Below are 12,006 nucleotides of genomic sequence, written 5' to 3'. Positions count from 1 at the left end.
TATTCTTCCTAAAAACAGACTAGAATTTCAAAATAAAAAGTGATATTATAGTATAGTCTGATTTATGTTCTTAATGTTTGGAGGGAAAATAGATGCGTGTAAACATTACATTAGCTTGTACTGAAACTGGTGATCGTAACTACATCACAAAGAAAAATAAGCGTAACAACCCAGATCGTCTTGAGTTAAAGAAATACAGCCCAAGACTTAAAAAAGTAACGCTTCACCGTGAAACAAAGTAAGCAGTAGGAAGTCATTCCTACTGTTTTTTTTATAGACTCTTTTCAATTTTTACTAGACAGGAGATGAAGAATTTGGCTACAAAAGCAATTTTACGAATGAAGATAAAAGAAAAATTAAACGAAATAAGTGAGCTTACATATAAAAGGCGTTCAATTGATATTATAAATTTGCTATGTCAATCTTCATATTGGAAAGAAGCGAACACAATTGGTGTAACCATTTCTAGAGGTAGAGAAGTGGAGACAAATGAATTGATTCACCGTGCGTGGAATGAAGGAAAACAGGTTGTTGTCCCAAAATGTGATGCTAAAGAAAAAAAGATGACCTTTTATAAGTTAACATCATTTTCTCAATTAGAGACTGTTTATTTTGGGTTGCAAGAGCCGATTGTACAGCAAACAGAAAGATATTTGCCCACCCAAATTGATCTGATTATTACTCCAGGCATTGTCTTTGATCAAAAAGGCTATCGAATTGGATATGGTGGAGGCTATTATGATCGGTACTTAGCTAGTTATAATGGAGAAGTCATTGCACTTGCTTTCTCGTTTCAAGTCACAAATAAAGTACCTTTTGAAGAACATGACCTTCCGGTAAAAGCCATTATCACAGAAAAGGAGATTATCAACTGTCATGATTGAAGAGATGGTGGTCTTTTTTTGTATAGTTTTCATTTCGCTTATCGGCTATATAGCTCGTTCGTTATCAGCATCAGGAGCTATAGCAGCTTCCTTAGTAGGCATTAGTATTTATGTAGGATATGAAATGAAAGGACTTGTTGTGTTAGGTGTTTTCTTTGGTACATCCACTGTATGGAGTAAGTATAAAAAAGAAAAGAAAGGCACCTTAGAAGATAAAGTGGAAAAAAGCGATAGGAGAGATTGGATTCAAGTGCTTGCAAATGGTGGTATTGCAGCTAGTATTAGCTTGCTTTCTGTTTTTACTGACAATCCGTATTTAGTGTATGGGTTCCTCATTAGCTTAGCTGCAGCTAACTCTGATACGTGGGCTTCTGAAATTGGATCTCTGAGTAAACGTTCTCCGCTTTTTATTTTATCGTTTAAGAGAGTAGACAAGGGAACATCAGGGGCTGTTTCACCGTTAGGCACTCTTGCAGCACTAGGTGGTGCATTAATCATTGCTTACACAGGCTATCTGTTGTTTGACCTTATCGATTTTTATGCATTGTTATTTATCACAGTATTTGGTTTTGTAGGCAATGTATTCGATACATTATTAGGTGCAACGGTTCAAGTTGTTTATCGTTGTTCAGTGTGTATGAGGGAAACAGAAAAGAGATCTCATTGTGGGGTGAATACAGAACAACAGAAAGGTTATCTGTTGTTTAATAATGATGTTGTAAATGTAGCTTCTGTTTTAGCGGCCACAATCATTGGTGGCGGACTTGTTCATATCCTTTGGATTTAAATAGAAAGGATAAAGTGTGATAAATGGAGCAAGTTAATAATAAGGAGGTCGTTACAGTGCAACGTATCTTATTATTACTAGTAGGGCTGTTACTTCTTACTGTGAGCTATCGGATGAGATATCGAGTCGTAAATCTTATTCTAGGAAGTCCAGCAATTAGAAGTTTAGCAATTAGCTCCTTATTAAACATTCCTTATGTGAAAGACAAACTATTAGGGCAAGTATTTCGTTATTCATAATGAAAGAGAGTAAAGGGTGAGTGAAACCTGTTAAAGGGATTGCTCACCCTTTATTCATGAAGTGTAACGGTTGCTTTTTGTGCTGTTTTCTGACATCTTTACATTATATATAAATGGTACTTCTTTTGTATCATAGGTTTAGAGGGACAACCAAAAAAGGATACATGATGTGTAGGTAGTAGCTATTCATGTAGCCAAGCCATTAAAGAAAGAAGGTTTATTGGAAGGGAAATTAACTGAGTGTGGAACATAAGTTAATAAGCTCAAGAACGTAGGTTTACATGCAGCAGCCCGTGCTACTCTATCCATTGGTAGAATCGGATTATAGAAAGGTTGTTAGGGGCTGAGTCGAACATGGGTGGGTGTTTCTTTGTCTTGGTTGTCTCGGTCCTATGAGCACAGTGTGTTCAATTTGAAACAAAGGAGGGGATTAGTGATGAAACAAGATTTTCGTTATTTGCGTATAGTAGATGGGCTATTACAAAATGAATCCTATCAACTATTACAAGCTTCTGAAGATTTAACTCAATTATGGTTTGAAACAAAAGAAAATCGAAAAACAAAGGTACTTCGTATCGCTCGCAAGGACTTTACATGGTCTAACTTGCTTGAAAGGGATATGGAACATGTGCATAGAAGAGTAGCCACATTACGAAAACAGTGGTTGAAAAAAGAGCTATTTATCCAAAATGTATACATAGTAGATGATTACCCATTAAATCAGTGGGAGAGTGTTCTACACTCTTATGAAGAAAGAAAAAAAGTGTTCATTGACACGGTTTTATTAACTGAACAAGAAGACGAAAGCAGCTACGAGCAGTTTGCGCAAAACATTCATATCGACTATGACTCGAGTCCACTAGGTGATGAGGAACTCTCTCTCTATCATGAGAGAGTAAAACAAAACGTTATTTACGTAATGAATAAACAAAAGAAGAAAGAACAAGACATCTTTAATAGAGGAAAGCCGTTTTTTGCTTACATTTTTCTATCAATTCAAGTGGCGATGTTTTTATTTTTGGAACTAAACGGCGGCAGTGAAAATAATTTAACATTGCTTGAGTACGGTGCTAAATACAATCCCTATATAGTAGAAGGAGAATGGTGGAGATTCTTTACACCAATTGTGTTGCACATTGGGTTGCTTCACTTGTTAATGAATAGTTTTGCTTTGTATTATTTAGGTCCTTTAGTTGAAAAGATATATGGCCGTATTCGCTTCTTCTTTATTTATATCTTCGCTGGATTTGCAGGGACATTAGGGAGCTTTATTTTTAGTTCATCGTTATCTGCGGGAGCTTCAGGAGCGATCTTCGGTTGTTTCGGTGCTCTTTTGTTTATAGGTAGAGCTTATCCAAATTTGTTTCTTCGCACAATGGGCTATAACATCATGATGGTAATTGGTATTAACCTTGTGTTTGGTTTCGTTGTTCCTGGTATTGATAATGCAGGACACATTGGTGGCTTAATTGGTGGTTTCCTGGCGGCCAGTATTGTTCATTTGCCTAAACATAAACGCCTAGGGATGCAATTATTGACTTTGTTATTCACAATTACTCTCGTTACATCTTTATTGATATATGGATTTAGTGAAAAAAATATAGAGAAAGATACAAATTCTGCACTAAGCATTGCTTCTCAATATATTGAAAAAGAAAAATATGATGAAGCTAATCGTGCTTTAGCTCCTTTTATTGAAAACAAAAGCAAGGATAGTCGTGTGTACTTTTTAGCGTCTATCGTAAAATTTCAAGAAAATGAGATTGAGCAAGCCAAAAATTATTTAGAGGTTGCAGTGAAATATAATAATCAATTTCATGAAGCATATTATAATTTAGCGCTTATTTATAGAGAGTTAGGTGAATTTGATCAAGCAAAAGATGCAATTAACCAAGCTGTGAAGCTTCATCCGAATGATAATCAATATAATGAGTTATGGCAAAAACTTCACAATAAATCGTCTTGACGTAAGACTAGTTTCCTTTATACTTTATGTATATGTAAACGTTTAATGTAAATAGGTGAAAAGATGAAAACACTATATGATGTTCAACAATTTTTAAAATCTTTTGGCACAATTATATATGTCGGAGATCGTCTTGCAGATCTTGAATTGATGGAAGAAGAGTTAAAAGAGTTATTTCATTCTAAGTTAATGGATAGTCAAGATTTTCAAATGGCTCTCTTATTAGTTCGCCAAGAGTTACAATTACAAAAAGAAAAAAGGATGAGACAGAATGGATGAGAAATGGTTAGTTGGTGTTGATTTAGGTGGTACGACAATTAAAATGGCCTTTATTAATCATTATGGAGAGATTATTCATAAGTGGGAAATCAACACAGATATTAGTGAGCAAGGGCGAAATATTCCAACGGATATCGCGAAATCAATTGATAAAACAGTTACGGAATTAGGTCGTGATAAGAGTCAATTAGTTGGAATTGGAATTGGTGCTCCTGGACCAGTAAACTTTGCTAACGGTTCAATTGAGGTAGCTGTTAATTTAGGATGGGAAAAATTCCCGATTAAAGATATATTGGAAGTAGAAGCGGGATTACCTGTTGTTGTTGACAACGATGCAAATATTGCAGCCATTGGAGAAATGTGGAAAGGTGCTGGAGATGGCGCAAAAGATTTATTGTGTGTAACACTCGGCACAGGCGTAGGTGGCGGTGTTATTGCAAATGGAGAAATCGTTCACGGTGTAAATGGTGCTGCTGGAGAAATTGGTCACATTACCTCTATCCCAGAAGGTGGAGCATCATGTAATTGTGGAAAAACGGGCTGCTTAGAAACAATTGCATCAGCAACTGGGGTTGTTCGATTAGCAATGGAAGAGGTAGCAAATACGACAATTGCAAGCGCATTACGTGATGAATACACTCAAACGGGTCTTATGACAGCTAAAATGATTTTTGATGCAGCAAGAGAAAATGATGAATTAGCGGTTAAAGTTGTAGATAAGCTGGCATTCCATTTAGGTCTTGCATTAGCTAACTCAGCGAACGCGTTAAATCCTGAGAAAATTGTACTTGGTGGTGGCGTATCAAGAGCTGGAGATGTACTTCTTAAACCAGTAAGAGTTTACTTTGATCGATTTGCTTTTCCAAGAGTTGCACAAGGTGTAGAGTTAACAATTGCTACATTAGGAAACGATGCAGGAGTCATTGGCGGAGCGTGGTTAGTGAAAACAAAAATTGCTAGTTTGTAAAAGTGGGTTTGAAATAGCTGAAAGATGGATATATATTAGTAGTCTAAAAGAGTCTTCTTTATAGGAGGCTCTTTTATATGAAGGTTTATAATATTTTTAATATTGCGAATTTAATTTTTGGCGAAACTTTTTTGAGAGATATTCGTCTAAATAATTGTATAAACGAATATCAATAACATTACTATTCTACCTTTTGATTATGAAAAATGATTTGCATTTTTGTAAAAAAAGCATTAAGATTATCTTCGTTATTGTGAAGATATGAAAATAAAACAATCGTTTTTTATGAAGGAATACAGTTTTTAAGGAGGTTTAAGCGTGGCAAACCGATTATTGTTGTCAAAGCTGTCTTTTGTTCTTACAGCAACAATTTTATTATGGATTAAAACGTATATTGTCTATAAAAGTCAATTTGATATTAAGATTGAAAATGCGACACAAGAGTTCATCTTGTTTATTAACCCTTTAAGTTTCTTGCTACTTATTTTTGGAGTAGGGTTATTTTTTAAATCAGCGAAAGGACGTAATCGCTATACAATTATAACGAGTTTTATTATTACCTTTGTTCTATTTGCAAACGTTATGTTTTATCGCTTTTTTAATGACTTTTTAACATTACCGGTTTTATTTCAAACAAGTAATATGGGTGATTTAGGAAACAGTGCATTTGAATTATTTCAATGGACAGACATTTTAATGTTTATTGATGTCATTGCTTTAGTACTAATAGGTAAATTCTTAGTTAAGAAGAATGAAACAGTGGAAGAAGTTCAACAAGGAGTTAGTCGGAAAACGAGATTTGCCTATTATGTAGCAGTAGTAGCAGTGTTTATCTCAAATTTAGCTCTAGCTGAAACAGAGCGACCAGAACTTCTAACACGTGCATTCGATCGTGAAATGCTAGTCAAGAATATTGGTACGTACAATTACCATATTTATGATGCAGTTCTTCAATCAAAAACAAAAGCACAACGAGCACTAGCAGATAGTAGTGAGTTTGTTGAGATTGAAAACTATTTAAAAGCAAATCAAAAGGCTCCAAACGAAGAGTTATATGGAGTGGCAAAGGATAAGAATGTTATTGTTGTTTCACTAGAATCATTGCAAGATTTTGTTATTGGTAATACAGTGAATGGCCAAGAAGTTACACCATTTTTAAATGATTTTATTGAAGAAAGCTATTACTTTGAAAACTTCTATCATCAGACAGGGCAAGGAAAAACATCTGATAGTGAGTTTTTACTAGATAATTCATTGTATCCACTAGGACGTGGCTCGGTATTCTTTACGCATGGTGGAAATGAGTTTAATGGTACGCCAGAAATTCTAAAACAAAGTGGCTACTATAGTGCCGTTTTCCATGCTAATAACCGTAGTTTCTGGAACCGTGATGTTGTGTATCCAAGACTGGGATACGATCGTTTCTTCTCACTAGCAGATTATGAAGTAAATCCTGAGAATTCAGTAGGGTGGGGATTAAAGGATAAGGAGTTCTTTGAACAATCTGTCGAACATATGAAGAACCTACCACAACCGTTCTATACGAAATTTATTACATTAACAAATCACTTCCCATTTGAACTTGATGAAGAAGATAAAATGGTAGATGAATTTGATTCAAATAGCCGAACATTAAACCGATACTTCCCAACGGTTCGTTATATGGATGAAGCATTCAAACACTTCATTGAAGATCTAAAAGCAGAAGGGTTATATGAAGATTCTATCATTGTTGTATATGGTGATCACTATGGTATTTCTCAAAACCATAATGCAGCAATGGAACAGTATTTGGGTAAAGAAGTGACTCCTTACCAATGGACACAATTACAAAAAGTACCGATGATTATTCATATTCCTGGTGAAGAACATAAAGGGAAAAAGATTTCTAAAGTATCTGGTCAAATCGACTTAAAACCAACAATCCTTCATTTGTTAGGTGTAGATACGAAGGATCACGTACAATTTGGTTCAGATATGTTCTCTGAAGAAAAGATGGATTTTGCTGTTTTACGTGACGGTAGCTTCATTACTGATAAGTATGTATACGCAGATAATAAATGCTTCGATAAGGCAACGGAAGAGGAAACTGATTTAGCTGCTTGTGAACCTTATATGGAAAAAGCTAAACAAGAGTTAGATTACTCAGATAAGATTGTATATGGAGATCTTCTTCGTTTTTACGAAGGGAAAAATTATCGACTTGAAAAAGAAGACGATAAAGAGTAATAAAAAGGACTTTGACATTCTAGTGTCAAAGTCCTTTTATTATGTGTCTTTTTGTTTACGAAAAGACAGTAATGGTAAACGTTAGTGCTATTGAGCAAGTAGAGAGGAGTAGAGTAACCACCTTTAGAGAGCTATCTTTTAAGCAATCAAGTTAAAAGCAATTATCTTTTGGAACAGAGCTTACAGAAACGATGTCAAATTCTTCCGTCGTTTACATATATATATAAATGAATTGACATCGTACTTTATCATATTGAGTGCAAATGTTAAAAGAGTGCAAGAAGAGTAGCTGAAAAGTTAAGTTGTAACGCAGTTTATGAAAGCAGTCTTTTCAATCTAAACCTTTAAGGAGGTAAGTGATGAGGATTGTTAACATGCATGTACCATATAATTATGAGCGTATGCAAGAAAATCTAGTAAGGCTGCTTAACCGATATCCGATTGCTTCAATCGAAAGCATTGGTCAAAGTGTGTTAGGGAAGTTGATTCCTCATATCGTAATCGGTGATGGAGATAAGAGCGTACACATGAATGCGTCATTTCATGCAAATGAATGGATTACAACCAATGTTATGATGAGATTTATAGAAGATTACTTACGGGCCATTTATTATGATGAAAATCTAAACGGTATAAGTGCTAGGAAACTGTATCAAGACACTTCTTTATCAATTGTACCTATGGTAAACCCAGACGGCGTGGACCTTGTAGTAAACGGGGTTCCTTGTCTTGAACCTTACTATTCAACTGTTTTAGAAATCAATAAAGAATGTGAAGGTTTCACAGGGTGGAAAGCTAATATAAGAGGTGTCGATTTGAATAATCAATTTCCAGCTAATTGGGCGATTGAGAAAGAGCGGAAAATCCCTAAAAGACCAGCCCCAAGAGACTATCCAGGCCAGTGTCCATTATCCGAACCAGAAGCAATTGCCATGGTAAATCTGACTGAACGATTGCAATTTGATCGAGTGGTAGCACTGCATACGCAAGGAGAAGAGTTTTATTGGGGGTACATGGATTGTGAACCAAAAGACGCGGCTCACCTTGCAAGCGAGTTTGAAAGGGTTAGTGGTTATCGTGCTGTTCGAACAATCGATAGCCATGCAGGTTATAAGGACTGGTTTATTCTTATATATAAGCGACCAGGATTTACACTTGAGCTAGGAAGAGGAATTAATCCATTACCCTTATCTATGATATCTTCTATTTATAAACGAACCCTTCCTATTTTATTAGCATCTATGTATGCGTAATAATCATAAAAAGCGAGATATAACAAAGAGAAGTAATGAAGAGAACGATATTTTACTTGCATTGAGGAAATAGACATAGCATAATTTGATTGAAAGATAAAGGTGATGAAGATGATAAAAAAGGCTATAACGTTCATTTTCGTCATCGTGATGTTAGTTGCTTGTCAGTCAGAGAAAACAAATGATTCTAACAAAGCACAAAAGCAACATGAGGGCGAAAAAGTCGTAATTGAACAGGAAGAAATTCAGCCATTAACCATTGAACAATCTGCTTTTCATGGAATTGGAGATTGGTACGATGATCATCATGTGTTAGTCATAAAAGAAGATAAGCAAGGATTTGTAATTGATAAGTACAACATCTACACAGGAGAAGCCGAACCATTTTTTTATTCTGACGACAAAATTATTTCAGTAAAAGCCAATGATGATGACAAAATGTTTCTTGTGCACATCGCATCATCAGAACAAGAAGCAACGTTGCTAGTTCTTAATCGAGATGGTGAAATTGAAGATACGTTTACGATGGAATCATTTGATGTTCAATACACATGGAATCCTTTTTCAACAGACGAGGTGTTTATAACTAGCTTTTTAGAAGATTGGACATTTCATCTATTTTTAAGAAATACAACAACGAAAGCGCATCAACTATATGATTTACCACAACCTTTTATCCATTGGATAGGAGAAGATGAAATTGCTTATTTAGACTTGGACGATACATTGGAAAACCCATACGCTCCACTTGTTGTGTTAAATTTAAACACAGATGAAGAGCGAGTGGTGAAAGATCAAGTTGTTGGATTGTCGTCGTCAAAGTCACTCATTGTGACAATTGAAGAGAATAACGGTGTTGGAACGTATACCTTCTTTAATAGCGAATTTAAAAAACTAGATAAAATGAAATTGCCTATCATAACGGAGCATGAAGGCTTAATGATTCCTTATAGTCAAATTGATCAAGCTAGCCAGTCTTTTTATACATTTAGCGCAGGTGTAGATAATCAGTTTGACCTGATTGGTTACTCCCTAAAAGATCGTAAAGCACAAGTAATCGTAGAAGATATGGAGAATATGCCGTTAAACCTTTCAATTAATGGAAAACTAAGTTTAGTTGGTTATCAATTTGAACAAATCATTGATATTGAAGAGGGAGACGTAATAGATTTAGTAAATTTCAAGTAAAAAAAGCCATCTGCGAAGGTGGCTTTTTTTGTATACACTATGTACGAATGACATTAGTGAGCAGTTGGATAACCGTGATTTAAGATCGTCATTACCGTAAACCAACCAAAGATTCCAAACGTTAATACTGCAAATCCTAATCCAAGGAAGTTTTTATTTCGCATTGCTGACACAGCACCGAAAATTCCTAGTAATGTTGTTAATGCAAAAATAATCATAAGACCCATCTGCAAAACCCCCCTTACGTTAAAATTTATAAAACCTTTTATAGTAAGGTTTTGGCAATAAAATAGCTAATTTTATTGTAAAGGTTTTCTTATCGTTTGTCGAGATGAAAAAGTGACACTTTAATGGATATATGAAATTATGTGATTATTTTTAAAATAGAGGTTTGTATTGTAGAATAAAACTACAAGCAACACTTATTTTAGCTGAAAGTGGAGGTAAATGAAGATGACATACTATCAAATTCCTTTAGGTCCGTTACAAACGAACTGTTATGTATTTTCGAATGAACAAAACGAATGTTTAATTTTTGACCCTGGTGCTCAAGGAGGGAAACTTATCGAGTTTATTGAAAAGAAGGGTTACAAGCCGTTAGCTATTTTACTGACACATGCTCATTTTGATCATATTGGTGCAGTAGATGATGTGAAGGCACGATATGACATTCCTGTCTACATACATAAAGAAGAACAAGATTGGCTAACCGATCCAGCTTTAAACGGATCGCAGTTCTTTGGAGTTGGTGCTATTTCTGCTGGAGAAGCAACGGATATTATTTCCGAGGAAGGACCGCTAAGTATAGGGTCATTTGACTTACATGTGTTTGAAACTCCTGGACATTCACCAGGGAGCGTATCTTATTATGCTGTAAAAGAGGGAATAGTGTTTTCTGGAGATGCTTTATTTGCAGGAAGTATAGGGAGAACAGATTTACCGGGAGGCAATCACAGGAAACTTTTAGCTAGTATTGATAAAAAGTTAATGCAACTTCCAGAAGCAACGGTTGTATTATCTGGTCATGGTAGTGAAACAACAGTTGGGCAGGAGATGGATCAAAACCCGTTCTTAAATGGATTTTAAACAATGAAACAAGTATTGAAAAAGCAAATAAAAGAGTCATTGCATAAGCGTATTTCTTATAGTGAATATATGAATATCGCTTTATACGGTGAAAACGGCTACTATATGAAAAACAATCGGAAAATAGGAAAGCATGGAGATTTTGTAACAACAAGTGAGTTATCGTCCTCTTTTGGAAGGGCGATGGCTCACCTTTTTGTAAAAGCGGTTGAACATCGTCTAATACCTCCAGTCATTTGTGAGATAGGGGGAGGTAACGGGAAGTTTGCTGAGGCTGTTATAAATGAATGGCGTAAAATTTCTCCAAAAACAGCTAATCAGTTAACGTATTATATGATTGAAAAGAGTTTATATCATCAACAGCTACAAAGACATCATCTCTCTTCCTCAAATGATGTGTTATGTTTTGAAAGTCTAGAAGCATTTGCTTTGCAAGTAGGAAAGTTTGATGGAGTTGTGTTTTCTAATGAATGGTTGGATGCTTTACCGGTAGAAGTGATTGAAAAAAGAGATGGTGTATTGTATGAAGTATGGGTTGCGTTAGAAAATGATGAGTTGGTCGAAACGTATATTCCGATAGATAATCAACAAATCATTGATTATCTATCACAACATCGTTTATCGATAAAAGAAGGTCAGCGCTTTGAGGTTCCGTTGCAGATGCTAAAAGCCATTAAAGATATAAGTGAGATGCTAAACAGCGGTATGGTGGTGACAGTGGATTATGGATATACGTTTGAAGAATGGCAACACCCTGCGCGTAGTAGAGGAAGTCTTAGAGGGTACTTTCAACATCAGTTAATTAAGAATCCACTCTTACATGTAGGAGAAATGGACTTAACGACACATATCCATTTTGATAGTTTAATTGCAGAAGGTCAGCAATACGGATTACACGTGACAACGTTTAAACGCCAGCGTGAATTTTTAATGATGATGGGACTACTCAATCTTTTAGAAGAACATTCTTCAACAAATCCTTTTTCTTCTCAGGCAAAATCAAATCGTTCCATTAGCAGTTTAATGATAGAGGGAAGTATTAGCGATTATTTTCATGTTATCGTCCAGCACAAACACATTGAGATGAGCGAATCTTTTTTAGTGGATGTTATTAAAAAGCGATAGAGT

The 12,006-nt window shown here is 35.3% G+C and carries 13 protein-coding genes; 12 read left to right on the top strand and 1 reads right to left on the bottom strand.

All coding sequences use genetic code 11. The features are described 5' to 3' along the window. The first annotated feature begins 92 nt into the window (after positions 1–92). The 10 genes from rpmG to DIS06_RS00700 all read left to right on the top strand — a co-directional run bounded on the left by rpmG (position 93) and on the right by DIS06_RS00700 (position 9,792). On the top strand, positions 93–242 hold the full coding sequence (rpmG, locus tag DIS06_RS00745; protein ID WP_110111337.1) for a 50S ribosomal protein L33: 150 nt from the start codon (positions 93–95) through the stop codon (positions 240–242). A 72-nt stretch (positions 243–314) separates the two neighbouring features. Continuing rightward, positions 315–884, top strand: a complete 570-nt coding sequence (locus DIS06_RS00740; RefSeq protein ID WP_239421750.1) for a 5-formyltetrahydrofolate cyclo-ligase — start codon at positions 315–317, stop codon at positions 882–884. Continuing rightward, a complete protein-coding gene (locus DIS06_RS00735; protein ID WP_110111335.1) occupies positions 877–1,671 on the top strand; it encodes a DUF92 domain-containing protein in 795 nt (264 codons plus the stop codon). Before DIS06_RS00740 ends, DIS06_RS00735 begins: the two co-directional genes overlap by 8 nt. Positions 1,672–1,727: 56 nt before the next feature. Further along, the gene (locus DIS06_RS00730; RefSeq protein WP_110111334.1) at positions 1,728–1,910 is read left to right on the top strand and encodes a hypothetical protein; all 183 of its coding nucleotides are present in this window, start codon (positions 1,728–1,730) and stop codon (positions 1,908–1,910) included. 436 nt (positions 1,911–2,346) lie between these two features. After that, positions 2,347–3,876, top strand: a complete 1,530-nt coding sequence (locus DIS06_RS00725) for a rhomboid family intramembrane serine protease (RefSeq protein WP_110111333.1) — start codon at positions 2,347–2,349, stop codon at positions 3,874–3,876. Positions 3,877–3,939: 63 nt separating this feature from the next. Then, positions 3,940–4,155 (top strand): YqgQ family protein, encoded by a 216-nt coding sequence (locus DIS06_RS00720; RefSeq protein ID WP_110111332.1) that lies wholly within the window; start codon positions 3,940–3,942, stop codon positions 4,153–4,155. After that, the gene (locus DIS06_RS00715; protein ID WP_110111331.1) at positions 4,148–5,122 is read left to right on the top strand and encodes an ROK family glucokinase; all 975 of its coding nucleotides are present in this window, start codon (positions 4,148–4,150) and stop codon (positions 5,120–5,122) included. Before DIS06_RS00720 ends, DIS06_RS00715 begins: the two co-directional genes overlap by 8 nt. 318 nt (positions 5,123–5,440) lie before the next feature. Further along, positions 5,441–7,351 (top strand): LTA synthase family protein, encoded by a 1,911-nt coding sequence (locus DIS06_RS00710; RefSeq protein ID WP_239421748.1) that lies wholly within the window; start codon positions 5,441–5,443, stop codon positions 7,349–7,351. Between the two features lie 359 nt (positions 7,352–7,710). Further along, positions 7,711–8,604, top strand: coding sequence for a M14 family metallopeptidase (locus tag DIS06_RS00705; RefSeq protein WP_110111330.1), 894 nt, complete (start codon positions 7,711–7,713; stop codon positions 8,602–8,604). Positions 8,605–8,715: 111 nt separating this feature from the next. After that, positions 8,716–9,792: a YqgU-like beta propeller domain-containing protein gene (locus DIS06_RS00700; RefSeq protein WP_110111329.1), complete on the top strand. Its 1,077-nt coding sequence runs from the start codon at positions 8,716–8,718 to the stop codon at positions 9,790–9,792. A 53-nt stretch (positions 9,793–9,845) separates the two neighbouring features. Here DIS06_RS00700 and DIS06_RS00695 read toward each other — a convergent pair whose 3' ends face one another. Further along, positions 9,846–10,019 (bottom strand): DUF2759 domain-containing protein, encoded by a 174-nt coding sequence (locus tag DIS06_RS00695; protein WP_110111328.1) that lies wholly within the window; start codon positions 10,017–10,019, stop codon positions 9,846–9,848. Between the two features lie 226 nt (positions 10,020–10,245). Here DIS06_RS00695 and DIS06_RS00690 point away from each other — a divergent pair, with 226 nt between their 5' ends. After that, positions 10,246–10,878, top strand: a complete 633-nt coding sequence (locus DIS06_RS00690; protein WP_110111327.1) for an MBL fold metallo-hydrolase — start codon at positions 10,246–10,248, stop codon at positions 10,876–10,878. A gap of 3 nt (positions 10,879–10,881) precedes the next feature. Continuing rightward, positions 10,882–12,003: a class I SAM-dependent methyltransferase gene (locus DIS06_RS00685; RefSeq protein ID WP_110111326.1), complete on the top strand. Its 1,122-nt coding sequence runs from the start codon at positions 10,882–10,884 to the stop codon at positions 12,001–12,003. Positions 12,004–12,006 lie beyond the last annotated feature (3 nt).

Source organism: Bacillus sp. CGMCC 1.16541, assembly GCF_003184905.1.
Taxonomy (GTDB): Bacteria; Bacillota; Bacilli; order Bacillales; family Bacillaceae_H; genus Priestia.
This window is presented reverse-complemented; position numbering and strand designations above follow the sequence as displayed.

Coding starts and splice junctions, on each gene's coding strand:
- DIS06_RS00695 (WP_110111328.1), bottom strand. CDS start 10,019: ATGGGTCTTATGATTATTTTTGCATTAACAACATTACTAGGAATTTTC.
- DIS06_RS00735 (WP_110111335.1), top strand. CDS start 877: ATGATTGAAGAGATGGTGGTCTTTTTTTGTATAGTTTTCATTTCGCTT.
- DIS06_RS00705 (WP_110111330.1), top strand. CDS start 7,711: ATGAGGATTGTTAACATGCATGTACCATATAATTATGAGCGTATGCAA.
- DIS06_RS00685 (WP_110111326.1), top strand. CDS start 10,882: ATGAAACAAGTATTGAAAAAGCAAATAAAAGAGTCATTGCATAAGCGT.
- rpmG (WP_110111337.1), top strand. CDS start 93: ATGCGTGTAAACATTACATTAGCTTGTACTGAAACTGGTGATCGTAAC.
- DIS06_RS00700 (WP_110111329.1), top strand. CDS start 8,716: ATGATAAAAAAGGCTATAACGTTCATTTTCGTCATCGTGATGTTAGTT.
- DIS06_RS00725 (WP_110111333.1), top strand. CDS start 2,347: ATGAAACAAGATTTTCGTTATTTGCGTATAGTAGATGGGCTATTACAA.
- DIS06_RS00690 (WP_110111327.1), top strand. CDS start 10,246: ATGACATACTATCAAATTCCTTTAGGTCCGTTACAAACGAACTGTTAT.
- DIS06_RS00720 (WP_110111332.1), top strand. CDS start 3,940: ATGAAAACACTATATGATGTTCAACAATTTTTAAAATCTTTTGGCACA.
- DIS06_RS00715 (WP_110111331.1), top strand. CDS start 4,148: ATGGATGAGAAATGGTTAGTTGGTGTTGATTTAGGTGGTACGACAATT.